Source organism: Paenibacillus sp. ov031 (assembly GCF_900143165.1).
Taxonomy (GTDB): Bacteria; Bacillota; Bacilli; order Paenibacillales; family Paenibacillaceae; genus Paenibacillus; species Paenibacillus marchantiae.
Genome location: NZ_FRDO01000007.1, coordinates 297,641 through 322,298, shown reverse-complemented (window position 1 = coordinate 322,298; position 24,658 = coordinate 297,641). Strand labels below are relative to the sequence as shown.

At 47.5% G+C, this 24,658-nt stretch carries 19 protein-coding genes; 13 read left to right on the top strand and 6 right to left on the bottom strand.

The features are described from left to right. Positions 1–114: 114 nt before the first annotated feature. Positions 115–1,590, bottom strand: a complete 1,476-nt coding sequence (locus BUA17_RS25215; protein ID WP_063565751.1) for an aminotransferase class I/II-fold pyridoxal phosphate-dependent enzyme — start codon at positions 1,588–1,590, stop codon at positions 115–117. A gap of 294 nt (positions 1,591–1,884) precedes the next feature. Between BUA17_RS25215 and BUA17_RS25210 the strand changes: the two genes are divergently transcribed. The 4 genes from BUA17_RS25210 (at position 1,885) to BUA17_RS25195 (ending at position 6,905) form a co-directional block, all read left to right on the top strand. Beyond that, complete coding sequence (locus BUA17_RS25210) at positions 1,885–3,177, top strand: MFS transporter (protein ID WP_072735366.1); 1,293 nt, start codon at positions 1,885–1,887, stop codon at positions 3,175–3,177. A 519-nt stretch (positions 3,178–3,696) separates the two neighbouring features. Continuing rightward, on the top strand, positions 3,697–4,296 hold the full coding sequence (locus BUA17_RS25205) for a hypothetical protein (protein WP_063565568.1): 600 nt from the start codon (positions 3,697–3,699) through the stop codon (positions 4,294–4,296). 171 nt (positions 4,297–4,467) lie between these two features. After that, positions 4,468–5,877: an NADP-dependent phosphogluconate dehydrogenase gene (gndA, locus tag BUA17_RS25200; RefSeq protein WP_064636561.1), complete on the top strand. Its 1,410-nt coding sequence runs from the start codon at positions 4,468–4,470 to the stop codon at positions 5,875–5,877. 518 nt (positions 5,878–6,395) lie between these two features. Beyond that, complete coding sequence (locus BUA17_RS25195) at positions 6,396–6,905, top strand: shikimate kinase (RefSeq protein ID WP_231952443.1); 510 nt, start codon at positions 6,396–6,398, stop codon at positions 6,903–6,905. 272 nt (positions 6,906–7,177) lie between these two features. Here BUA17_RS25195 and BUA17_RS25190 read toward each other — a convergent pair whose 3' ends face one another. Beyond that, a complete protein-coding gene (locus BUA17_RS25190; RefSeq protein WP_063565569.1) occupies positions 7,178–7,483 on the bottom strand; it encodes a rhodanese-like domain-containing protein in 306 nt (101 codons plus the stop codon). Positions 7,484–7,647: 164 nt separating this feature from the next. Here BUA17_RS25190 and aroA point away from each other — a divergent pair, with 164 nt between their 5' ends. The 4 genes from aroA (at position 7,648) to ptsP (ending at position 13,509) form a co-directional block, all read left to right on the top strand. Continuing rightward, complete coding sequence (aroA, locus tag BUA17_RS25185) at positions 7,648–8,943, top strand: 3-phosphoshikimate 1-carboxyvinyltransferase (RefSeq protein WP_063565570.1); 1,296 nt, start codon at positions 7,648–7,650, stop codon at positions 8,941–8,943. Positions 8,944–9,163: 220 nt separating this feature from the next. Next, positions 9,164–9,598 carry a CoA-binding protein gene (locus BUA17_RS25180; RefSeq protein WP_053784277.1) on the top strand — a complete coding sequence of 145 codons (435 nt, stop codon included), beginning with the start codon at positions 9,164–9,166 and terminating at the stop codon, positions 9,596–9,598. A gap of 273 nt (positions 9,599–9,871) precedes the next feature. Then, a complete protein-coding gene (locus tag BUA17_RS25175) occupies positions 9,872–11,752 on the top strand; it encodes a glucose PTS transporter subunit IIA (RefSeq protein ID WP_063565571.1) in 1,881 nt (626 codons plus the stop codon). Then, entirely contained in the window at positions 11,749–13,509 is a 1,761-nt protein-coding gene (ptsP, locus tag BUA17_RS25170) for a phosphoenolpyruvate--protein phosphotransferase (protein WP_063565572.1), read from the top strand. Before BUA17_RS25175 ends, ptsP begins: the two co-directional genes overlap by 4 nt. 114 nt (positions 13,510–13,623) lie before the next feature. On the opposite strand, the gene BUA17_RS25165 is transcribed toward ptsP, so the two are convergent. Next, positions 13,624–14,151 carry a type 1 glutamine amidotransferase domain-containing protein gene (locus BUA17_RS25165; RefSeq protein WP_063565573.1) on the bottom strand — a complete coding sequence of 176 codons (528 nt, stop codon included), beginning with the start codon at positions 14,149–14,151 and terminating at the stop codon, positions 13,624–13,626. Positions 14,152–14,422: 271 nt separating this feature from the next. Between BUA17_RS25165 and BUA17_RS25160 the strand changes: the two genes are divergently transcribed. The 4 genes from BUA17_RS25160 to BUA17_RS25145 all read left to right on the top strand — a co-directional run bounded on the left by BUA17_RS25160 (position 14,423) and on the right by BUA17_RS25145 (position 17,314). Beyond that, positions 14,423–14,836, top strand: coding sequence for a hypothetical protein (locus BUA17_RS25160; RefSeq protein ID WP_082935004.1), 414 nt, complete (start codon positions 14,423–14,425; stop codon positions 14,834–14,836). Between the two features lie 122 nt (positions 14,837–14,958). After that, positions 14,959–15,306 (top strand): bacillithiol system redox-active protein YtxJ, encoded by a 348-nt coding sequence (gene ytxJ, locus BUA17_RS25155; RefSeq protein ID WP_064636572.1) that lies wholly within the window; start codon positions 14,959–14,961, stop codon positions 15,304–15,306. A 92-nt stretch (positions 15,307–15,398) separates the two neighbouring features. Further along, the gene (gene ccpA, locus BUA17_RS25150; protein ID WP_024631149.1) at positions 15,399–16,412 is read left to right on the top strand and encodes a catabolite control protein A; all 1,014 of its coding nucleotides are present in this window, start codon (positions 15,399–15,401) and stop codon (positions 16,410–16,412) included. A 206-nt stretch (positions 16,413–16,618) separates the two neighbouring features. Continuing rightward, positions 16,619–17,314 (top strand): 5'-methylthioadenosine/adenosylhomocysteine nucleosidase, encoded by a 696-nt coding sequence (locus BUA17_RS25145; RefSeq protein WP_063565576.1) that lies wholly within the window; start codon positions 16,619–16,621, stop codon positions 17,312–17,314. A gap of 144 nt (positions 17,315–17,458) precedes the next feature. Here the strand turns inward: BUA17_RS25145 and BUA17_RS25140 are convergent, their stop codons facing one another. After that, complete coding sequence (locus BUA17_RS25140) at positions 17,459–18,091, bottom strand: GNAT family N-acetyltransferase (protein WP_072735364.1); 633 nt, start codon at positions 18,089–18,091, stop codon at positions 17,459–17,461. Positions 18,092–18,362: 271 nt separating this feature from the next. Here BUA17_RS25140 and acsA point away from each other — a divergent pair, with 271 nt between their 5' ends. Further along, positions 18,363–20,087 (top strand): acetate--CoA ligase, encoded by a 1,725-nt coding sequence (gene acsA, locus BUA17_RS25135; RefSeq protein WP_063565578.1) that lies wholly within the window; start codon positions 18,363–18,365, stop codon positions 20,085–20,087. A 169-nt stretch (positions 20,088–20,256) separates the two neighbouring features. On the opposite strand, the gene BUA17_RS25130 is transcribed toward acsA, so the two are convergent. Both BUA17_RS25130 and rpsD read right to left on the bottom strand, forming a co-directional pair. Continuing rightward, positions 20,257–23,379, bottom strand: a complete 3,123-nt coding sequence (locus tag BUA17_RS25130; RefSeq protein ID WP_072735363.1) for a transglycosylase domain-containing protein — start codon at positions 23,377–23,379, stop codon at positions 20,257–20,259. Between the two features lie 357 nt (positions 23,380–23,736). Beyond that, a complete protein-coding gene (rpsD, locus tag BUA17_RS25125) occupies positions 23,737–24,336 on the bottom strand; it encodes a 30S ribosomal protein S4 (protein WP_063565580.1) in 600 nt (199 codons plus the stop codon). Positions 24,337–24,658 lie beyond the last annotated feature (322 nt).

Below are 24,658 nucleotides of genomic sequence, written 5' to 3'. Positions count from 1 at the left end.
GATACAGCGATCATAAGCCCAAGGCAGGACAAGTCTGTGTGGAGAAAAAATAAAAAGACCAAGCATCCCGCTTGGTCCTTAGAGATCGATCAACCTCATGCAGAGGTGGCTGTTCTAGAATATTGCATCTGCTTCCACGATGACTTTCACGTTGGTTACGCTCCGGTCTTCAGGTCCTTTTACAGGCAGTCCAACTTCAACATGATCAATGATGTAATCGATGTTTTCCTGAGTGATAACCTCACCTGGCAGCAGAATCGGAATTCCTGGTGGATATACGTAGATGAATTCCGAAATAATCCGACCTGCGGATTCCTTGAAAGGAATGACTTCGGTATCACCATAGAACGCATCACGTGGAGTCAGCATCAGCTGTGGTACATCTGGAACCTTGACCACCAGCTCATGGGCTGGATTCACCTGATAATACGTACGGGATAGATCCTGCAGGGCGTTCAGCAAGATTTCTACGGAGTCATCCGTATCTCCCGGTGTGATGAGGCACAGAATATTATACATATCACTGAGCTCCACCTCGATTTTGTAATGCTCACGTAGCCAGTTCTCTGTTTCGTAGCCTGTAATTCCAAGGTGGCGAACATGAATGGTTACTTTGGTTGGGTCGTAATTAAAGGTAGCCTCTGTGCCCAGCAGCTCTCTGCCGAAGCAATATAGTCCGTCCATATCATTAATGGAGCGTCTTGCAAACTCAGCCAGATCAATGGCTTTCTGTGCCATCTGATGGCCATTCAGAGCCAGATTACGTCTCGACGTGTCGAGCGAAGCCAGCAGGATGTAAGAAGTCGACGTTGAAGTCAACATACTCAGAATGGTTTGTACACGTTGTGGATTCACATATCCATTCTTCGTGTTCAGATTGAGTACAGAACTCTGGGTCATCGAACCACCGAGCTTGTGTACACTCGTTGCAGCCATATCAGCCCCGGCGGCCATGGCTGAGAGCGGCAGATCTTCATGGAAATGAATGAGTACGCCATGCGCTTCATCCACAAGTACTGGGACTTGATAGCTATGCGCCAGTTCAACAATTTCTTTTAGATCGGTACATACGCCGAAGTACGTTGGGTTAATGACGAGCAAAGCCTTGGCATCGGGATGACGCTCAAGAGCACGTCGGATCGCGCCTGTAGTGACACCGTGATCAATCCCTAGATTGGCATCCTGCGCAGGAGAGACGAATACGGGTTTCGCTCCTGAGAAAATGATGGCAGACATGACCGATTTATGCACATTACGGGGCACAATAATCTTGTCACCCGGTTCACATACCGACAGAATCATGGTCATGATGGCACTGCTTGTGCCTTGTACACTAAAATAGGTATAATCGGCTCCGAAGGCATCGGCTGCCAGAATCTGCGCTTCCTCAATGACACCGGTTGGCTGATGCAAATCATCTAGCGGTGCGATGTTAATCAAATCTATGGAGAGGGCATTATCGCCGATAAATTCACGAAATTCGGTATCCGTTCCCAATCCTTTTTTATGTCCCGGAATATGAAATTGCACCGGATTGAGTGCCGCGTGATTTTTTAAAGCGGTAAACAGCGGCGTACGGCGGTGATCCATCAGTGCTGTCACAACCTTTCCTAATTATAATTTGTAAGAAAAACGTCTTTCGACGTAAATTCTATGAAGACAGACCGCTTGTAGCGGATGTTTTTCTTGCGATCACGGATTTAGTTCAGCTTCGCTGATAACTTATCATTTTGTAATCTCAAACAAATTTGAGTATAGCAAATTAAGAACCGAATGCAAGCAATATTGCTTGACAATTTTTCGAATTGCTGAGATTTGGACACATCCCCGAGGGTTACAGTAAGGATAGGAGATGGGCAAGCAAGCATCGAAAGGGGAAAAAGAATGCAAACTAATACAAAACCAGCCAAAATTCTGCGATCACCTTTCTTTATCGCCATGTGGCTAACGCTTTTTCTAGTTGAAATTATTAAAGGTGCCCTGCTGGTCGCTATTTTGCCCGTGTATATGGACAATATTCTGGGTTTGTCCGCTGGCGTGATTGGTGTGGCCTTTGCCCTTCAATATTTGGGAGATAATCTGTTCCGGGCTCCCTCTGGCTGGGCAGCAGAACGGATCGGGTTCCGCGCGACAATGGTGACGGCGCTAACTTGTACATTAGTTGCTGTAATCATGATTATATTCTTCAAAAGTGCATTTGGCCTTGCCATGGCTTGTCTCATTCTTGGAGTCGGTACGTCACCCCTTTGGCCTTGCGCTATGACAGGCGTGACTGCGATGTCAGGGCCGCAGAACAAGAACGGTACAGCCATGGGTGCGCTGGAGATGGCGGCACTTGGGGGGACTGGTCTAGGGCCGATCGGAATGAACTGGCTATTGGAGCGGACGCATCACGATTATCGCACCATTTTCTTGGTGTTGATGGGTGTTGCAATTCTGGTCATTCTGGTCGCCTTGATTTTACCCGGACGTGTCATTGTTGAGGGAGAGCATGCGGAAAGTGAGACGAAGCGGTCAGATATGAAATATCCGGCTAAACCGAATATTTTCACGCCGTTCATCCGACTCAAAAACAGTGTACAGGGTACATTGCAACGGGTACGCAGCACCCTTAATGTTAATCCGCTCGTATATCCTGCACTATTCATGCAGTCTTTTGTTATTGGTCTGCTCAGTCCCGTGATTACGCTATACACTCGCACAGACCTGCACATCTCGCCCAACCTATACAGCTTGTTGCTGATAGCGGGTGGAGGCATTACGGTCATTGCATTGCTGCCTGTAGGGAAAATGGTAGACCGGTTTGGAACGGCACCGTTCCTGAACATCGGTTTTTTAATGGCAGCAGTGAGTCTGTTTGCTTTTTCTTCCATTACGTCTATTCCAGTTGTGTTCGGTATCGTCATGTTGGTTGGCGTCAGCTATGCGATGATTCTCCCGGCTTGGAATGCGTTTGTAGCCACATTGATTCCCAAAGGAGAACGCGGAGCGATCTGGGGTTTCTTCCTGACCCTTCAGGGATCAGGCATGGTCGTAGGGCCGATTGTATCCGGACTGCTGTGGGATCACATTAGTCATCCGGCTCCATTTATCGGAAGTGCTGTCGTTATGGCTGGACTTGCCGTTGTGCACTATGTGTTATCCCGTAAACCGTATCGTACAGCTCCTGCCAAATGATGCGATTGAAGTCTGATAAGGTGGATCCAATAAGAAAAGGGAGTTCCAACAACCATACAGGTTGTGGAACTCCCTTTTTATGTAGCATGGTGCAACCATTGCATCCATTCAGCTAACGACGGGAAGATTATTCTGCCCGCCGGAGTGATCAACTCTGGGAACTAATCGTTCAACGTACTTAAGACAAAGACATCTTATAGAGCGGCAGCAGTGTTTTGAACGTTGAACGAACCGTTTCCAGGAACTTGACCCATCTGCAGCAAGGGCATCATCCCGATCAATTCGCAGTCCGCACATAACCTCTGCATACCTTCATTTCGCGTCCATTATATCATGAAAAACGGGGGCTTGCCCCTGTGCATCTGCGGAAAGCTGCGATCCTTCGGATCAATCGGTGAAAAATAGTCAAATAACCAAGTACCCTTACATAAAATGAAGTATAAAATAGGGTAAGCCGATTGAGTAGAAGCGATTGAAGAAGATGGCCGGAGCATCTCCGGTACAGATGGAGGGAGTGCCGTGAATAAGAGTTATGAAGTTGAATATTGCAATCTGGAGCTGCGGTTCAACCGTCGGCATATCCAAAATTTGATCAAAGACCTTATTCGTGAGGGGTATTCACTATATTGGAGCGAGGACGAATCCTTTTTTATTCTGTCAGTCCGCACCGGACGCAAGCTGGTAAAGCTCCGTTTTCAACAGACGCGCAGTGGGAATTACAAGATGACCGGAGATTATATTATCAAGGACGCAAAGCTTGCGGAATGGTTGGAGAAGCTGATTGGGGATACACGCGGGCATGCCGTTGTGAAACGGTTTAAGGATCAGCAGATGACCGTGGAGAATATTTTGTTTGGTGAAGTCATTCGTCTCGTTGAAGTATCCGGGTTCAAACAGCGTGTTATTTTTCAAAAGGAACCTGCGCCGACGGCGGAAGAGATGGAAGAAATGTTCCTCTCGCGCGAAGGCGAGGAGCGACTCATGCTGCTGCGCATGGAAGTGGATGATGAACTGGAGCGTCTGTATGCCGCCATTCAGATGGATAATATCGAAAAAGCAAATGTCTGTCGTAAAGTCTTAAAGCAGTTGTCAGGGCACATGTTGATGCTGGAAGGCTGAAATATAACGCTGTATTTATGAAAATACGATGAACACCTCAGGTAATTGGGGTGTTTTCTCGCTGTGCGACCATGGTCCGGGGTTCACTTCTATGCGTAAAACCGTTAAAATGGGGGTATTGTTGAGAATTCATTTCAATAAAATTAATTGGAGCAAAGGATGGAGGACCAGATGGCGAAACAACAGATCGGTGTCATTGGACTTGCAGTAATGGGCAAAAATTTGGCCCTTAACATTGAAAGCAGAGGTTTCACGGTATCGGTATTTAACCGTTCTCCGGAGAAAACCAACGATCTTCTGAAAGAAGCCGAAGGTAAAAACCTGACAGGCACATTCTCTATTGAAGAGTTTGTGGCATCCCTGGAATCCCCGCGCAAAATCCTGATCATGGTACAAGCTGGTTATGCAACCGACGCTACCATTGAACAACTGCTTCCTCATTTGGATGAGGGCGACATCATCATTGATGGCGGTAACGCATACTTCCCTGACACCCAACGTCGCAGCAAAGAGTTGGAAGACAAAGGCATTCGCTTCATCGGTACAGGTGTATCCGGTGGGGAAGAAGGCGCGTTGAAAGGCCCTGCAATTATGCCAGGTGGACAAGAGAGTGCGTACAAGCTGGTTGAACCGATCCTGACAGCCATTTCGGCCAAAGTCGGTGACGATCCTTGTTGTACATATATCGGACCAGATGGTGCTGGACACTATGTGAAAATGGTGCATAACGGTATCGAATACGGAGATATGCAGTTGATTGGTGAAGCTTACCACCTACTCAAATCCGTGTTGAATGTGTCCGTTGAGGAGCTTCACGCCATCTTTACAGAATGGAATCAGGGAGAGCTGGATAGTTACCTGATCGAAATCACAGCAGATATCTTCTCCAAATACGATCCGGAAACGGGCAAACCAATGGTTGATGTCATTCTGGATGCAGCTGGACAAAAAGGAACAGGAAAATGGACAAGCCAAAGCGCGCTGGATCTCGGCGTACCATTGTCCATGATTACAGAATCCGTATTCTCCCGCTTCCTGTCTGCGATGAAAGACGAGCGTGTGGCAGCGAGCAAAATCCTGAACGGACCTGCGGTTGAAGCATTCTCCGGTGACAAAAAAGCGTTCATCGAGAATGTTCGCAAAGCGCTGTTTGCAAGTAAAATCGTATCCTACGCACAAGGTTTTGCCCAAATGCGTGCAGCTTCCGATGAGTACGGTTGGGATCTGAAATACGGCAACATCGCCATGATCTTCCGTGGTGGTTGCATCATCCGTTCGCAGTTCCTGCAAAACATTAAAGAAGCGTATGACAAAGATGCAGCACTGAAAAACCTGCTTCTGGATCCATACTTCCAAAACATTGTAGAATCCTACCAAGGTGCATGGCGTGAAGTTGTAGCTGCTGCGGTAACTCAAGGCGTTCCGGTTCCTGGGTTCTCCAGTGCGTTGTCCTACTACGATAGCTACCGTACAGAGCGTTTGCCTGCGAACCTGTTGCAAGCACAACGTGACTACTTCGGTGCTCATACGTTCAAACGTCTGGACAAAGAAGGCAGCTTCCACCACAATTGGATGGAATAGTAGCGCATATCGCAAGTCCGTGAGATTTGGCTAAAGTCCTAAATCAGGGGCCTTGGCTGGAAGAAGGGCTTGGACAGAAGCTTAGATAGGGGACTTGGAGAGTCGGTTCATACCGATGAACTCCAGGTCTCTTTTTTTACCGTATGTGTAAGCTGGTCCTACATCTTACGAACCTGAGATGCTCTAACTCGTGGATATGAACCTTTTCTATTCTCTAACAAATGCAGAAGGTCCTATTAAGAACATTTGGAGCGGAATTGCGCTGTTTTTATGCTGTTTTTGTAAAATAAGTTTTCTGAGATTCGTTAGAATTTTAAAATTGCCTATATTTCAAAAATAAGCTGATCTGAGTTCGTTAAAATCGTTTGGAGTACATGGACATGCTTCGATATGATCTGGAAGTGCTTGCGGATGCTTGGAGGGAAGTGGGCCACACTATGGCCTTCCCCCGTCCGCAGGGCTGTGTTATGATAGGACAAAAGTGCTCACGAATTGCTTGAATTAAAGGAGTGTACACCTTGAGCAAGTCTAACAATATTATTCTCATCGGCATGATGGGAACTGGCAAATCAACCGTTGCTGACATGCTCGCACGCGAGCTGGGTTACCGACTGATTGATGTGGACGCCGCGGTGGAGAAAGAGGAAGGCTGTACGATTCCTGAATTGTTCACAGGCAAGGGAGAGACATATTTCCGCGACGCCGAGAGTCGCATGTTGTGCTCGGTGTTAGAGAAAAAGGCGCAGGTGATTGCAACCGGAGGCGGTGTGGTTCTGCGTTCGGACAACTGTGATGTTATGTCGAAGAACGGCTGGGTGGTTGCCCTGACTGCTGATCCGGCAGTGATAGTAGAACGTGTCAGCGGCTGTGAGAACCGTCCGCTCTTGGCAGGCAATGCGGAGGAACGCATTCAGACCATTATGCAGGAACGGAAGGACGCATACCGGTTTGCGCATTACACGGTGGATACGACCGAGTTATCCGCTTCTGAAGTGACTCGTTTAATTTTAGCGCATTACCGCGTCTAAGCTTGTAATTATTTCATTTTCTCTTCAGTAAGTGTATGGATAGACTGTACACATGAGTGCAGGGTCGATGCATGGAGAGAGGGATACATTTCGCATGTGGAAGAAGATATGTCGAAGGGTTTAAGTGGTGAATGGAGCCATGTGATCGTGGAACGATGTGAAAAACGGGCCGATTGGCCCGTTTGACTTCCTGTAAGGATCAGGATGCACATTGGTTACCGAGAACTGCTTATTGCAGATATCCTAACCATTAACCTCGATCCTGATGTTGTTTAGTCTTCCTCTTGCCATTGCAGCATGCCGCCAACCATATTGGTGCAGCCATCATATCCGAGCTGCTGTAAGTACTCACAGGCACGCTCACTACGGTATCCACTGCGGCAGATCAGAACAATCTCACCGGACTTTTGAATTTCGGACAGTCTGTCCGGAATCTGTCCAAGCGGGATGTGTTTCGCTCCCTCAATCATGCCTTGTGCGACTTCATCGTCCTCACGGACGTCTATCATCTGCAGCTTCTCTCCCGCCTGCAAACGGCGGCGTAGCTCAGAAGTTTCAATTTCAGCAATTTGTGTCATATTCAGGTCCTCTTTTCTGTATGGACTTAACGCCTATAATGATACCCAAGCGATGTATGGAATGTCAATTTGGCAGTACAACATCACCGCATGTATCCTGAATCAAATACGTAACAGAATCATCTAACGAAGCACATTATAATCAATGAAGGAGAATTTCATCCATGGACGTTATCGTTAAACCAACCCCATCCCTGAACGGGGAAATTGGAGCTTTGTCTTCCAAGAACTACACCACACGCTACTTGCTAGCTGCTGCGCTGGCAGAAGGCACAAGTACGATCCATTACCCGGCTCATAGTGAAGATAGTGACGCTATGCGCAGATGTATTCGCGACCTTGGAGCGGTGCTTGAAGAAGATGATAGCAAAATCGTTATCCAGGGCTTCGGCAGCCATCCACGTGATGTGCGTGAATTAAATGTAGGCAATGCGGGTGCAGTGCTTCGTTTCCTGATGGGGGTAACGGCACTTTGTCCTGATGTGACGTTTGTAAATACGTACCCGGATTCTCTGGGCAAACGCCCACATGATGACCTGATCGATGCGCTTGGTCAGCTTGGTGTTGAGGTACAGCACGAACAAGGGCGCTTGCCAATCACGATCAAAGGGGGTCAGGCTAAGGGTGGACATATCCGTGTATCCGGTTCCGTCAGCTCCCAGTATTTGAGCGCGTTGCTGTTTGTAACTCCTCTTCTGGAAGAAGACAGCACAATTGAAGTATTAAACGACTTGAAATCCAAAGTGGTTATTGGCCAGACGCTGGAAGTATTGGAACAGGCGGGCATCGTCATTCATGCGAGTGATGATTACATGTCCTTCCGCGTACCTGGCGGTCAAGCCTATAAACCACAAACATATACGGTTCAAGGAGACTATCCGGGTTCAGCAGCTGTCCTCGCGGCCGCGGCTGTCACCCAATCGGATGTTAAAATTTTGCGATTGATGGAACAGAGCAAACAAGGTGAGCGTGCCATTGTAGACGTTCTGCGCATGATGGAAGTGCCGTTGACGCATGAAAACGATGTGGTACACGTGCAAGGTAACGGTACATTGAAAGCCGTGGAATTCGATGGAGATGCCGCGACAGACGCGGTTTTGGCCATGGTAGCGGCGGCAGTGTTTGCGGAAGGCACCTCACGGTTCTATAATGTAGAGAACTTACGTTACAAGGAATGTGACCGAATTACAGATTATTTGAACGAACTGCGGAAGGCAGGAGCCAACGTAGAAGAACGTCAGGCCGAGATTATCGTACATGGTCGTCCGGAAGGCGTCGAAGGCGGCGTTGAGATTAACGCTCACTACGATCATCGCGTAATTATGGCACTGACCGTTGTCGGTCTGCGTTCCAAAGAACCGCTTCGTATTCGGGATGCACACCATGTAGCCAAGTCTTATCCGCAATATTTCGATCATTTGCAGGCGCTTGGCGCCTCGGTTCAATGGGTAAAAGAGTAAAATAACACGTTTAAGAGGTTGTTCAAAAAACCGCTTTTGATTACGAAGGATGCCTGGAGGCATCATCAGCATCGAATATGGAATTCAGCCGAAATGTCCGTTGCTCACGTAGTTTTCCCTACGCTCCGCTACTCCATTTCTAGCTTCATCCCATCTTCTCGGTACTGAAAACCGGTCTTTTTGAACACGCACTTTAAGCAGAAAAGGATGGTGCTTGAACATGGAATTTAACAATCCTACTCGTGAAGAAATTGGACAACTTTTGCGCAAGGCAGGCAACATCGCAGTCGTCGGCTTATCGGACAAATCAGATCGCACTTCCTATATGGTAGCGGAAGCCATGCAAAGCAGAGGTTATCGTATCATCCCGGTAAATCCACAGGTACAAGGTGAGATTCTCGGTGAGACGGTATATGCGACCCTCGCAGATATCCCTGAGCCGGTAGATATCGTGAACGTATTCCGCCGCGATGAATATTGTGCAGATGTCGCTCGTGAAGCTGCGGCGATCAAAGCGAATGTATTGTGGCTTCAGCTTGGTATCCACAGCGATGAAGCCGTTCAGATTGCAGCTGAGAACGGCATGACAGCGGTAACGAATCGTTGTATCAAGGTAGAGGATTCCATCGTTCTGCGCGGTGCTGGACGCGGTTAAATCTCGATTCCTAAAAAATCCCGTTAACCTCAAGTTGACGGGATTTTTTCTGTTGTATAATTGGAATATAAAATATACTTTGCAGCTTAGAAGACCGCATGAAGTTAAATCCAAGTGGTATTCCGCTCCATTTAATTATTGGGGGAACAAGGAAATACGCTCCTTTTTGTCATGCCTGGCGGGAGAGAAATACAAATTACCAACAGGTTACTGTTTTGTTTTGACAAAACGTTGCGTAAAGCTTACCATCTAGGATAGAAAGGAGAGGTCGCCATGAATTGGCTCGGATCCTTGCAGCAGCTCGGACGAGCGGTAATGCTGCCTACAATGGTCCTGCCCGCCGCCGCAATTTTGCTGAGTGTTGGCAGTTTGCCCTGGGACGCCTGGGGATTGAAAGTTGTTGGTGAAGTGTCTACCGTGGCCGGACACGGTATTTTTTATTTTTTGCCGTATTTGTTCGCTGTCGGTGTAGCGCTGGGACTCTCCAACCAGGCCGGACAAGCGGGACTCGCTGCTCTGGCTGGTATTGTGATATATGATCAGGTGACTCGCAATTTCGGGGATGGCACCGTTCAACCTGCTTCCTTAATCGGAATTATTCTCGGCGCACTTGCCGGGGTGACGCATAATCGCTTCAAAAGTATTAAACTGCCCGAAATCTTACAGTTTTTCGGTGGTTCAAGGTTTGTTTTACTCATAGTTGGACTTTGCTCGGCACTGTTCTCCTTCTTTATGTTATGGATCGCACCCATTTTGCAACATGCATTGAACGCCATCGCCACCTGGGAATACAGTCTCGGCGGTTTTGGGCTGTTTATATATGGGGTCTTGTACAGGGTGCTGGTGGCCTTCGGACTGCATCATCTGCTTAACAATGTATTCTGGTTCCAACTGGGGACGTATGAAACAGCAGACGGCAATATAGTGCAAGGGGATTTGCCGCGATTTTTTGCGGGTGATCCAACAGCAGGGTATTTTATGGCCGGGTTATTCCCGATCATGATGTTTGCGATTCCAGCGATTGCCTTTGCCATTATTCAGGAGGCAAGGGAAGATCTGAAGCCGAAAATCAAAAAAACATTTCTCACTTCCGCACTCGTTTGTTTTCTGACAGGGGTATCGGAGCAGATTGAGTTTGCCTTTTTGTTTGCGGCACCTTATCTGTTCATCGTGCATGCAGTCATGTCAGGACTTGCGATGTGGATCAGTTACTGGCTTGATATACGCCATGGTTTCTCCTATTCGGCTGGCATTATCGACTACATACTCAATTTCCATCTATCGGAGAATGCTTGGAAGCTCATTCCGATTGGCATACTATACGGGCTAGTCTATTATTTCCTGTTTAGGTGGGCGATTCGCACGTTCAAGATTCCAACTCCAGGACGCGAAGAGGGGTCCATGCTGGAAGATTGGGTAGGTAACATTCCTTATCAAGCTCCTCTTATTTTGGAAGCATTGGGCGGGAAAGAAAACATTGTGCAGGTAGAGGCTTGTATTACACGACTTCGTCTCACCGTGCATAATGATCGATTAATCGATACAGGTGCAATGAAGAGTATGGGGTCCGCAGGGCTTATCAAGCTGGGTGGCGGTAACGTACAAGTGGTATTTGGCACCTATTCGGAATTAATCCGGGAAGAGATTGCGAAGCTGCTCGAACGTGATCTGCAACAAGTTCTGTTCTGTGCTCCTGTGCAAGGCAAAATGCTGCCGATTGAAGAGGTACCGGATCAGATATTTGCAGCCAAGCTTGTGGGTGATGGTGTAGCCTTTGTCCCGGAAAAGGGAGAACTGGTCTCACCCGTGTACGGAACGATTATGCACATGTATCCAACGATGCATGCCTTGGGCATCTCCACTCGGGAAGGGCTTGAGGTCCTGTTGCATATCGGTATCGACACATCCCAACTGAAAGGCCACTTTGAAGCCTTTGTTCAGGAAGGGGATACGGTGGAGCCCGGTCAGTTGTTAATCAAGTTTGACCTGGCTGTGTTGCGAGCCGAGGCGGCATCGCTGACGACACCGATGGTCATCACGAATCCCGATCGTGTCAAATCATGGAGCTTTGCTCCATTTAAGCAAGTTAAGAAAGGTCAGGCATCCGTTATGTCCGTGGTGCTCTATGACAGGAACGTTGGAGGGGTAGAATGAAGATACAAGGCATCAACGGCGCTGCAGGCATAGCCATCGGCAAAGCATTTGTCCTGCCCAGTTGGGAATGGGATCTGCCGGATCAGAAGATGGATTCGGTGGATCTCGCCCAAGAGTTCGAACGGCTGTACGAGGGCATACGGACATCGAAGGATGAGATTGAATATATCAAGAACGAGTTCAAGGAAGTCGTCGGTCCTGAAGAGTCCAGCATCTTTGATGCGCATCTGGCCATTCTGGAAGATCCGGTGTTCATGAACGAAATTCGTGGCATTATTGAACGGCAGTACAAAGCAGCAGAAGTAGCCGTCAAAGAGGCCATTGATCATTTTGTCACCATGTTTGATCTGCTCGAAGACGAGTATATGAAGGAGCGAGCCATCGACATCAAGGACGTGGGGAACCGTCTGTTAAAGCATCTGCTGGGCGCACCGGAAATTACGCTTCCATCGGATACCCAGCCTTATATACTCGTGGCCAAAGAGCTGTCTCCCTCTCAATTGGCGCATTTGAATCCAAGCCACGTGCTGGGTATTGTGACACTTATTGGAGGCAAAACGTCACATTCGGCAATTATGGCTCGTGCCCTTGGCATTCCTCTCGTTTCCGGTCTGGAAGCGAGTCTTGGCATGCCGGTGGAGACCGGAGATATGTTGGTTGTCGATGGAGATAATGGCCTCGTATTTACGGAGCCGGATCGCAAGACGATTGAACGTTACACGATGATTCGCAGCAAACAATTGAAGAAAAAAGAGCAGCTGCAGGTACTTGCAACAGTGGATGCCGTAACCAAAGACGGTTCCGTTCTGCATCTGGCTTCTAACATCAGTTCCGTCAAGGAACTGGATATGGCACTGAAACATGGGGCGAAGGGCGTGGGGTTGTTCCGGACAGAGTTCCTATACATGGACCGTGCTACGTTCCCGGGTGAGCAGGAACAGTATGAGGTTTATCGTCTTGTCGCTGAGAAAACTGCAGGACAGTCTGTCGTTATTCGTACGCTCGACATTGGTGGTGACAAGCAGCTAGACTACTTTGAACTGCCAGAAGAAGATAATCCATTTCTCGGATATCGTGCGATTCGGATCAGTCTGGACCGCAAAGATCTGTTCAAAACACAGCTCACAGCCATTCTGCGGGCCAGTGCTGCGGGCAATGTCAAAATTATGTACCCGATGATCTCTTCGGTAGAAGAACTTCAGGAGGCCAATGAAATCCTGCGTGAAGCGATGTCTGATCTGGACGAGCGCGAATTGCCGTACGATCCACATATACAGGTGGGCATCATGATTGAGGTTCCGGCAGCGGTGATGATAGCCGATTTGCTTGCCGAAGAAGCTGATTTCTTCAGTATCGGTACGAATGATCTCGTGCAATATGTACTGGCTGTAGACCGAATGAATGAGCAGATTGCACATATGTATCATCCGTATCACCCGGCTGTATTACGCATGCTTCGCGCAACAGTCGATGCGGCTCATACGGCAGGCATTGATGTCAGTGTATGCGGGGAGATGGCAGGAGACGAACGTTCGATTCCCCTATGGCTGGAGCTCGGGATCAGCAATCTGAGCATGTCTCCACAATCCTTGCTGCGTGTGAAGCACAGAGTATTGAATACGACGGCTGCTGCTGCCAAAGAGGCTGCCCATGATTGCTTCAGCCTGCGGACAAGTGCAGACATCGAAGAGCGTCTACAGGTCTTCAATGATTCGATGGGCAGTCCGGATGAACAGAGTGGATCGAATGCATCCTGAATGGGTTATTTTCAAATAAATACCTTTAAGTGAAAATATTAACTTTTGTACAATTTTGGAAAATAGTCTTATTTTAACGATAAAGCCCCACGCCATATGGCGCGGGGCTTTGTTTTATTTTTCAGCAAGTGCATCGCAAAATGCTTTGCCATACGGCGGAAGATCAGGTGGACGGCGAGCTGAAATGATGTGTCCATCCACAACAACGGCTTCATCTTTCCAGATGGCTCCGGCATTTTCCATGTCATCCCGGATACCCGGTGTAGAAGTTACCGTAACCCCGTCCAGTATTTTGGCGGATATCAGTACCCAACCTGCGTGACAGATCTGTCCAATCGGCTTACGATCCGCATGCATTTCCTTAACGAGCTCAAGTACTTTGGGATAGCGACGAAGCTTGTCCGGTGCCCAGCCCCCGGGTACAAGGATACCATCATAGTTTGAACTATCCAATTCATCAAAACTGTATTCCGCCTGAGCGGGAACACCATATTTACCAATGTAGGTTTTGCCTTTTTTCTCTCCGGCGAGATGCACCTCAGCGCCTTCTTCACGAACACGATGTACCGGATACCACAGTTCCAGATCTTCGAATTCTTCATCGACCAGGGCGATGACTTTTTTGCCTGTTAATCTCATCATCATCTCTCCTTTTGCGGTAATTAGCACATAGCGTCTTTATTGTAACAGATTCTCATGTTGACTTCATCGTCATGCAATCTCGCCATTGGGGAAGCGATTACATCTCAATGAACGCCTACATTCGACAACCTTCATCTGGAGACAGTGGTAATTTGTGCAACCTCTGGTTTATAGCAGGATTTGAGCGGAAATAGGTCGAATGGTATCTGTATAAGAGTATAGAACGAATGAGGTGATGACTGTGCGTAAGACGTGCAGATGCGGACATGTAATGGAACTGGAATTAAGAACGGTGGTATATGCCAAAAAGGTGGAGATTCGTAACGTACCTGTATTTGCTTGTACAGACTGTGTTTCCTACGAAGTTCTTCAGCCGGTCAAGCCGGATTTGAAAGAGTGCATCAGTACACTCGGTGAACAGCCAACGAAACAGGATGTATCGTTTGGAGAGCGAAATGAACTTGCGGATCTCTTCCATGAACAACTGCTGGCTTGGCCGGATGCTTCGGATCGTGAGATGGAGCATCGGATGCAACGTGCTGTGGAGGAGAGAATTAACCTGCTGCTGGATATTATGGGTTACGCCCAAAAGTCTAATGATGAAGAATGGATCGAGACAACACAGCGCAGATTAGGTCAATTATCCGGTTTTGTATGGCAGGCGCACTTCTCGAATGCTGTCTAATTTTGACGTGCAAAATGCTTGTTTTCATGAAAATTGGCTTTTTCGCCCGCTTTTTGTTAAGATATCGTAGAGTGAAAACGCTCAACATAGCGGTAATCCTGGTAAAGGGGGATGTATATCAAATGGCTGACATGACTAAAATGACAAGTATTGAACAGCTAAACTCCGCAGTGGAGGCTACCGAGGATCAACCCTTGCTTCTGTTTAAGCACAGTACACGCTGCCCGATCAGCGCGAACGCCTATCAGGAGATGAACGATTATTTGCAAAATAGTCCAAGTGAACAAGTGAAATACGGTATCATTTATGTAGTGGAAGATCGCCCTGTGTCCAATGAAGCAGCGGACAAGCTGGGTGTTAAGCACGAATCTCCGCAGGCGATTCTAGTCAAAAAGGGAATTCCTGTATGGCATACTTCCCACTCGAATATTACTTCAACCACAATCACGAAAGCACTGCGTGAGTCCTAAAGCCTATTTTAATTGATTAATGCATAAATTTGTCGTAATATAAATCTTAATGAAAATGGTATGAAAATTTACTGGTAATGGAGAGAAGTACTGTGACGGTAACCATTTATGATGTGGCACGTGAGGCCGGTGTCTCTATGGCAACGGTATCACGGGTTGTTAATAATAACCCTAATGTTAAGCCACAGACACGCAAAAAAGTATATGAAGCCATCGATCGGTTGGGATATCGTCCGAATGCGGTAGCCAGAGGCTTGGCGAGCAAGAAGACAACCACGGTCGGGGTCGTTATTCCGGACATTTCGAACTCAACCTTTGCAGAGATTGCCCGCGGGATTGAAGATATTGCGAATATGTATCACTACAACATTATTTTGTGTAACGCGGATAAGAAGAAAGAAAAAGAAATTCGTGTAATTAACACGTTGCTCGAGAAACAAGTGGACGGTCTGCTCTTCATGGGTGGAACTGTGACGGACGAGCATATTCAGGCGTTCCAATCAGCGGCTGTGCCGATTGTTCTCTGTGCAACAAGTGACGAGAAGGGCACGTACCCTTCTGTAGATATTGACCATGAAGCAGCGGCATTTGATGCTGTAAATACGTTAATCCGTCATGGACACAAGGAAATCGCAATGATCAGTGGTACACTGCAAGATCCTGCCAACGGTTATGCTCGTTTCCAAGGGTACAAGAAAGCGCTTGAAGCAGCAGGTATGGAATATCAGGAGGATCTCGTACGTATTGGTAACTATCGTTATGAGTCTGGTGTAGAAGCGATGAAGTATTTCCTCGGATTGAAGAAAAAACCATCGGCAATCTTCGCTGCAACAGATGAGATGGCAATTGGTGCTATTCATAGCATTCAGGATGAAGGCCTGAAAGTACCGGATGACTTCTCCATCATCAGTGTGGATAACATTCGTATGGCTTCCATGGTCCGTCCTCAGTTGACTACTGTAGCTCAACCGATGTATGACCTGGGCGCTGTAGCGATGCGTTTACTGACCAAGCTGATGAAGAAGGAAAATGTGGAGAACCCACGGGTTATTTTGCCGCATGAAACGATTCTTCGTCTGTCTGTAAGCCATGCAGACGTAGTTTAAATACAGGCTTTGATGGTTCATCGTCATTTCTGATTGAAATGGAAATGATTTAAGAAAGGGAGAAGGCATTCTCTCTACATAGTGGAATGACGGAAGCTCCGGAAACGGAGCTTTTGTGCTGAATGGAGTTCTGAACGTAACGAAAAAACACTTGGAGGGAAACGAGTCCAGGTTAACATGCAGAATGCTATATAGGAGGTCATAACATGCGTGAAACGATCGGTATCATTGGTGCAATGGATGAGGAAGTAGAACTTCTCTTGGCTGGTATGAAGCAACTAGAGACTGTAAAACAAACTGGTATTACCTATGTTGCAGGTGAATGGCTGGGTAAACAGATTGTGGTCTGCAAATCAGGCGTGGGTAAAGTGAATGCGGCTGTGACGACACAGATTTTGATTGATCGTTTTCAGGTTAATCGTATTATTTTCACAGGTGTTGCGGGTGCAGTTAATCCAGAGTTGAATATTGGAGATATGGTCATCTCTTCCGAATGTGTACAGCATGATATGGATGTGACCCCACTTGGATTTGAGCGCGGGGTTATTCCTTACCAGGAGACGTCCGCCTTCCCAGCGGAAGCATCCCTTATCGCATTAGCTGAAGAAGCCTGCAAAGCGCAGGGAGCGAACTATCTGATCGGTAAAGTGCTGTCAGGAGATCAATTCATTGCAAGCAAAGATACGGTGAAAATGCTGTATACCGAAATGAATGGGGCATGTGCGGAGATGGAGGGAGCTGCCGTAGCGCAAGTGAGCTTCATGAACCGCGTTCCGTTCGTTATACTTCGCGCAATGTCTGACAAAGCAGATGGATCAGCACATGTGAACTTTGCCGAGTTTACTGTGGAGTCTTCCCAGCGCTCTCACCGTATTGTGGAACATATGCTGGAACATATGTAACCCCATAAGCTATACGCATGTTGAGCATGATAAAGGCTTAAAAAGCAACAAAAAACCGCTTATTCGTAGCAGATCATCCATGATGAACCTGTTCGCGAAGAGGCGGTTTTTCTATGTATACGTATTATCCATGTGCATTCGTGATTAGTACATAAACCGATGGCGGAATCGCACCCGGTCGAATTGTTCTTCCGATTCCAGGGGTACTTGGCTGCCAATGCGGACCATGAGGCAGTTTGCCGGATGTGAACAAATCTCGGGATCATCGGTGGCGTACCAGGTCATGTCTACGGTTTGCATCAATTTTTCCATCATCTTGCGGTAATCCCATACGGAAAGGGCGCTGCCCTTCAAATCCCAATGCCAGTAATATTCCGTTGTGAATATGATATATTTCTCCATCTGTCCATTTTCAAACGCGGTGAGCAGCATTTCGCGTCCAATCCCGAGGGAGCGATAGGAATCCGCAACCTCAATGGCGCCCAGCTCAATTAGATCGGTCATATTGCCTTCCGACCAACGCTCGCAATCATCTGCATAATGGAAAGTCACATAACCGACAATGGTCTCATTTTCCCGCGCTATTATGATTCGACCTTCAGGCAATGCGGCAATTTCGGCCAATGCCTCCTGTTGTTCCGAAGGGCGCCGGAAAGCATCCAGATCGGAATGAAATTCAAGCTGCGTAATCGTCTCGGCCTGAACTGGTCCCTCAATGATGATTCGGTGGCCGGACTTGAAGATGGAACGCATATGATGCTCCTTAATATGCTCCATAGTTCATGCTCCTCTCTCCCCCTACTTATAGCAAAAAACCAAAAATTTGAAAAGCCATAGACGATGATTGAAAAGATTTGCTATAATTGCGTAGACAAAAAATGTTCACAAATCAACTGCAGTTTGGGTTCATCGGTTTGGCCTGGCAAGTACATGATGAGAAGTTCTCTCTACTAATGTAAGCGCTAACTGGAAGTTCAGTCAACACAAAGGCAATCAGAAGTGACCCATATTGGGAATCGAAATGTCGAGTTGAAGGAGGCTGGCAAGCATGAGTCAAGCACATGGTGAGATGCTGCAAACGGTTGTGTCTGAATCTAATCTGGGCGATTACACGGAGGCCCGAAGCCGGTTTGATTGGGAATCGGTCGAAAGGCACTTTACGTGGCACGCCAGCGGGAAAGTCAACATGGCGCATGAAGCGATTGATCGTCATGTGCTGGAAGGAAGAGGCGGGAGAACGGCGCTATTATACAGTGATGCTACGCGTGAAGAGGCATACACGTTTGCTGACTTGAGTGAGCAATCGAGTCGCTTCGGTAACGTTCTCCGCAAATATGGTATTGCTAAGAGTGATCGGGTATTTATTTTTATGCCTCGCAGTCCTGAGCTCTATTTCAGCCTGTTGGGCATATTGAAGGTTGGGGCTGTTGCAGGTCCTCTATTTGAGGCCTTTATGGAAACTGCGGTGAAGGACCGACTGGAGGATAGCGGAGCTGTCGCCCTGGTGACAACCCCTCAATTGCTGGGACGAATCAAACGTTCCGAATTGCCTGAACTGAAGCATATTTTTGTTGTGGGTGGCGGTCCGCAGACGGAAGAAGGACTCATCGACTTTGATGCAGAGATGTCCGCAGCTTCAGATGATATGGAAGTGGAGTGGCTGACACGCGAAGACGGACTGCTGATTCACTATACTTCCGGCTCTACAGGCAAACCGAAAGGTGTATATCATGTGCAGAATGCAATGATTCAGCATTATTACACCGGCAAGGTTGTACTCGATTTGCGCGAGGACGACGTATACTGGTGCACAGCCGATCCGGGGTGGGTAACAGGTACCTCCTATGGAATTTTTGCACCATGGTTGAATGGTGTGACCAACGTTATTCGTGGGGGACGTTTCAGTCCGAAAGACTGGTACAGCACCATTGAGAAAAACAAAGTCAGCGTATGGTACAGTGCACCGACGGCTTTCCGCATGTTGATGGGAGCGGGCGAAGAGACCATTGCCCAGCATGATTTGAGCAGTCTCCGTCACGTCATGTCTGTGGGTGAGCCACTTAATCCCGAAGTTGTCCGTTGGGGCTGGAAAGCCTATGGACAGCGAATTCATGATACCTGGTGGATGACGGAGACGGGTGGACAATTAATCTGTAACTACCCGGGCATGCCAATCAAACCAGGTTCCATGGGTCGTCCATTACCGGGAATTGAAGCAGCCATTATTGACGATCGAGGACAGGAACTGCCGCCATATAGTATGGGGAACCTGGCTATTCGTACTTCCTGGCCGTCCATGATGGCGAAGATCTGGAATAACCCGGCCAAATATGAGGAGTACTTCCGACTTTCTGGCTGGTATGTATCCGGTGATTCCGCTTATATGGACGAAGATGGCTACTTTTGGTTCCAGGGCCGGATTGATGATGTCATTAACTCTTCAGGAGAACGCATTGGCCCCTTTGAGGTGGAGAGCAAGCTCGTAGAGCACCCTGCGGTAGCAGAGGCAGGCGTTATCGGCAAACCGGATGTAACTCGCGGAGAGATCATTAAGGCCTTTGTGGCACTTCGTGAGGGGTATGAGCCGACACCGGAGCTGAAGGAAGAGATCTATCGATTTGTAAAAGAGGGCTTGTCGGCTCACGCCGCTCCGCGTGAGATTGAGTTCAAGGATAAACTGCCCAAGACCCGCTCCGGCAAGATTATGCGCCGTGTGTTGAAAGCTTGGGAGTTGGATCTGCCCACAGGCGATCTATCGACCATTGAAGACTAAAGCATAAACCAGCGGATACAACGTGTCTGCCTGTCCCATGATTCCAATACAAAGCCTGATCCGTGTCTCATTGCGGATCAGGCTTTTACTTTTGGATATCAATGAATAACAAAACCCCATCCTCATGATGCGAGAATGGGGTTGAGAGGGGAGTTATGATAACTCTGTATTACGGTTGGAAATGCACAGCTCCGGACGGCTCGGATTCGCCTATGCTGTTGCTGGCGGATACCTTGAACCATCCACTGGTGGATGCAGGTACTCCGTAGTCCATGGAGGTCCCTGAAGTTGTGCCAATTTTGGTGTAAGGGGCTGACCCTGTCTCACTAAAATATACAGCATAACTTTGAACACCATCTGATTCCGGATTGGAGGCCCACTGAATGCGCAGTCCTTGGGAGAGCGCCGACACGCTCACTTGGCCCGGTGTAGCCGGAGCCGTAGTTGCGGCGTTCTCATTCTGAGAGTCTTCCGGTGTAACGACTGTTCCCGGAACATTAATCGGTTCATTTATTTCTTCATCTGCAGGAGGCTCCACCGTTCCCGCACTGCTAACTGCTGCGCTAGGAGCAGACTCACGACCAGCTACATCCACTGCTGTCACGTAGAACGCAAAGTTTCCACCTTGTGCATATGCAGTAAATGATCTGGACTCACCTGTCAGGACAACCTGCCCCTGATTCTGGAATCCGGCGCCATTTACTGAGCGATACAGGCGATAGCCAACCACATCACTTTCCGGTGTTGCGTTAAATGTAATCACGGCGTTCCCGTTGGCAACGGAAATTCTCACATTGCCTGGTGCATCTGGTGCTTTGCCGTTATCCGTTCTTGGATCGATCTGTGTCGGCATGTCTGCATCGGCATCTTCCGGCAGGTAATATGCAAGTGATTCGTGACGACTCATGCGTGAGAATGCACTTTGCAGTTCCTTGATGAGATCAGAGATCGGTTTCTTGCGCTTGACGACGGTTTTCTCTTTCGTCATATCTCCAGGTGTTTCATCACGCGGAATGTAGTTGACACCATTGTAAGTGATATATTTGGCTTTGGCGACACCATCATCGCTGTCCTTCGGCACAAATTTGCTATTGAAAATATCAGTGACAAATCTGTCAGTCAGAGATGTTGGCAATTTGCCGCTATAAGCCGATACAGTTCGTGTCTCGATCCCGGATGGTTTCTTGAATGAATCGGTAACGAACATCTCTTTGTCTGTAGCGATGACTTGATTCATGATTTGCGTCCACAGCTGCTGTGCACGTTTCTTCTGTGATTTGGTCTCGAGCGTGTTTATCGGCTGTTTGTATCCAACCCATACACCCAATGTGACATCCGGCGTATAGCCTTCAAACCAGACATCCGCATAGTTTTGGGTTGAACCCGTTTTGCCTACGATAGGCACACTCTTGGAGTACTTGTAATTTTCACGAACTTTATCGGCTGTACCTTCTGTAATAACGGTACGTAGCATATCTGTCATCAGGTATGCCGTCTGTTCTGAGAAAGCTTGAACAGGCTCTGCATCGTGTTTATATACGATATTCCCTTTTGAGTCTACGATTTTGCTAATCATATAGGAATCATTGTACACACCATTGTTGGCAATGGCTCCATAGGCATTGGTAAGCTCTTCAACGGTAACACCGTACTGAAGTCCTCCAAGAACACCGGTCTGAGCTTGGTAATCTGCCGGCTGGATGGTGGTAATCCCCAGCTTCTTGGCAAAAGCCCATGATTTGTCGATACCAACTTCTTCGTTAAATAGCTTAAGCGCAGGCACATTTAGCGAGTAGTTGAGTGCTCTACGGGCAGTCACAAGTCCCTGGTAGCGATTGTTGGCATTTTTCGGAATATGGAATCCGGTCTGGCCGTCTTTCAGAATTATCGGTGAATCGTCAATAATGGAAGCCGGTTGAACAAGCCCTTCATCCAGTGCAGGCAGATAAGCGGCAATAGGTTTCATAGTTGAACCTGGCTGACGCACCATCTGAGTTGCATAGTTCATCTGCTCATCCTGGAAATTACGGCCTTCAATCATGCCGAGAATGGCTCCTGTTTTGTGATTGATCAACATGGCAGCAGTCTGTTCTTTTCCCTTCACGGGATCGTCAGCAGCGAAATTACTGTCATCTTCGGCAATGGTACGCATTGTTTTGTAGATACTTTTGTTGATCGTCGTGTAGATACGATATCCGCCTGTACGCAATTGCTGCTGAGCTTCTTCCAGCAGAGCACTGCTTTCTTTTTGCGGTGTATCGGTATCCGTATCCTTGGCTGTATCCGCATTGGCATCCGTGCCTTCAGCCTTATCCGAATTCAGTTGCTTCATTAAAATCTGTGCAGCTTGTCGCTCTGTTTCCATCATAAGGTATGGATAAGTATTGTAAGCTTTGATGGTTTTGGGTGCGAGTGAACTCTTGATGTCAAAAGCAAGAGCTTCGTCATACTCGGACTGATTAATTTTGCCCAGTTCCAGCATACGGCGCAAGACCAGATGCTGACGATTGATTGCACGCTCAAAATTGTCCTCAACAAAGTCGCCTTTTCCATTAAAGGCAGAGTAAGAGGAGGGGAGCTGAGGCAATCCGGCAAGATAAGCAGCCTGAGCTGTGTTTATTTTGCTCAAATCATTAATATTGAACAGTCCTTTGGCAGCTGCCTTGACTCCATATACATTATATCCACTGGAGCCGTTACCAAAAGGAACCTTGTTCAGATACGCTGTCATAATTTCGTCTTTGGTCAGGAAACGTTCGAGTCGGAGCGAAAGCAATATTTCTTTCACTTTCCGGTCTTCGGTTCGATCCAGATTGAGGAATACACGCCGGGCCAATTGTTGAGTCAGTGTGCTACCGCCTGTTTGAACAGATTCTTTCAGCACTTTCTGTTTCACGGCACGGAGCGTTCCGCTCATGTCTACACCTTTATGTTCGTAAAAATGATTGTCTTCAATCGAAATGACTGCATCAATAACGTTCTGTGGGATCTGGTCAAAGGTGACCGGACGCCTGTCTTCTTCTGTTCGTAATTGACCGATCGGGCTGCCGTCGGCAAAGTAAGCAAAGCCTGTGATGGAGTTTTCGCTGACTTTTTGTTCAATCAGCGCCCTTGAACGGACGGGTTCGTCTTTCACAATGGAACTGACGTATCCCATTAGAGCACCGCCTACAAATAGTACCCCCATGAATCCAAGGACAACCATCCATTTGACGAAACTACCAAGTCTGCGGGCAAAACTGCGCTTGCGGGCAGGCTGTTCCTCGGGCTTTTTCTTATTAACATCAACCATTCAGTGTCTTCCTCCTTTTAACAGCACTTATTATAGCATAAAAAGGCTGGTTTGCATGCCTGAGAAATACAAGCAATGGTCGAAAATTGCCATTCTTTCTTGGATTATGATATATATCATGCGGAATTGAATTACATATCATGAGAAGTCATGGAGAATTTCAATAAAACGTGGAAGTATTGAGCGTCCGAGTGTGGATGAAAATAGATGACTATGTATAGGAAAGAGGCCATATCCTTGTATTAGGTGCAGGTACGACCTCTTTTTTTTGCTTTTTGTTTCTCTCGAAATAAAAAAACAGCTGCCGAGAAAATCTCGGACAGCTGTTTGGTGTGAAGCTCAATGAAATTCCAATGATTAACGGTTGTAGAACTCGACGATTTGTTTTTCGTCGATGTCTTGGGACAATTCCGAACGCTCAGGCAAACGGATAAATTTACCTTCCAGAGCAGTATCGTTGAATTCTACGTATGCCGGAAGATGCGAACGGTTTTCCAAAGCTTCCTTAACGGAAGAAAGACCGCGGCTTCTTTCACGCAGGCTGATAACGTCGCCAGTGCTTACTTGGTAAGAAGCGATGTCAACTTTTTTGCCGTTTACAGTTACGTGACCGTGGGATACCAACTGACGCGAACCAGCGCGGGAGTTAGCGAATCCAAGGCGGTATACGAGGTTATCAAGGCGGCTCTCAAGCAAGAACATGAAGTTTTCACCTGCGATACCTTGCATTTTTTGCGCTTTAGCAAAGAGAGTGCGGAATTGCTTCTCGCCCAAACCGTACATGTGACGCAATTTTTGTTTTTCTTGCAATTGCATACCGTAGTTGCTGATTTTTCTCCGTTGGTTAGCTCCGTGCTGACCTGGAGGGAAAGGACGTTTCAATTCTTTGCCTGTTCCGCTCAGGGAAATGCCGAGGCGACGGCTCAATTTAAATTTAGGACCAGTGTAACGTGCCATGTTTAAAGTAGCTCCTTTTTAGTTAAAGTTCATATAGGGCTCTGTTTGCGCTCCAATTTGTTGATGCGGGCTAAGCCACGCATAGAACGATCAGGAAAGTTCAGCCGCTGTCCTGAAAGCAACAAAAAGAATGAGGGTGACACAACCGGTAATGCCCAAATTTAAAGACCCATTAGTAGTCTTCATCAACAATTTATTTTACAGTTTACTAGAACCAAAGTCAAGCCTGTGATAAAAGCAAAAAAACGTCTAAATTTGTCGATAGGTCCTTAGGCCCAAAATAATGGGACAATTTTCTGAAATATGGATGCAAAAATGCTTT

Coding starts and splice junctions, on each gene's coding strand:
- BUA17_RS25215 (WP_063565751.1), bottom strand. CDS start 1,590: ATGGATCACCGCCGTACGCCGCTGTTTACCGCTTTAAAAAATCACGCG.
- BUA17_RS25210 (WP_072735366.1), top strand. CDS start 1,885: ATGCAAACTAATACAAAACCAGCCAAAATTCTGCGATCACCTTTCTTT.
- gndA (WP_064636561.1), top strand. CDS start 4,468: ATGGCGAAACAACAGATCGGTGTCATTGGACTTGCAGTAATGGGCAAA.
- BUA17_RS25190 (WP_063565569.1), bottom strand. CDS start 7,483: ATGACACAAATTGCTGAAATTGAAACTTCTGAGCTACGCCGCCGTTTG.
- aroA (WP_063565570.1), top strand. CDS start 7,648: ATGGACGTTATCGTTAAACCAACCCCATCCCTGAACGGGGAAATTGGA.
- BUA17_RS25180 (WP_053784277.1), top strand. CDS start 9,164: ATGGAATTTAACAATCCTACTCGTGAAGAAATTGGACAACTTTTGCGC.
- BUA17_RS25175 (WP_063565571.1), top strand. CDS start 9,872: ATGAATTGGCTCGGATCCTTGCAGCAGCTCGGACGAGCGGTAATGCTG.
- ptsP (WP_063565572.1), top strand. CDS start 11,749: ATGAAGATACAAGGCATCAACGGCGCTGCAGGCATAGCCATCGGCAAA.
- BUA17_RS25165 (WP_063565573.1), bottom strand. CDS start 14,151: ATGATGAGATTAACAGGCAAAAAAGTCATCGCCCTGGTCGATGAAGAA.
- BUA17_RS25160 (WP_082935004.1), top strand. CDS start 14,423: ATGGAACTGGAATTAAGAACGGTGGTATATGCCAAAAAGGTGGAGATT.
- ytxJ (WP_064636572.1), top strand. CDS start 14,959: ATGGCTGACATGACTAAAATGACAAGTATTGAACAGCTAAACTCCGCA.
- BUA17_RS25145 (WP_063565576.1), top strand. CDS start 16,619: ATGCGTGAAACGATCGGTATCATTGGTGCAATGGATGAGGAAGTAGAA.
- BUA17_RS25140 (WP_072735364.1), bottom strand. CDS start 18,091: ATGGAGCATATTAAGGAGCATCATATGCGTTCCATCTTCAAGTCCGGC.
- acsA (WP_063565578.1), top strand. CDS start 18,363: ATGAGTCAAGCACATGGTGAGATGCTGCAAACGGTTGTGTCTGAATCT.
- BUA17_RS25130 (WP_072735363.1), bottom strand. CDS start 23,379: ATGGTTGATGTTAATAAGAAAAAGCCCGAGGAACAGCCTGCCCGCAAG.
- rpsD (WP_063565580.1), bottom strand. CDS start 24,336: ATGGCACGTTACACTGGTCCTAAATTTAAATTGAGCCGTCGCCTCGGC.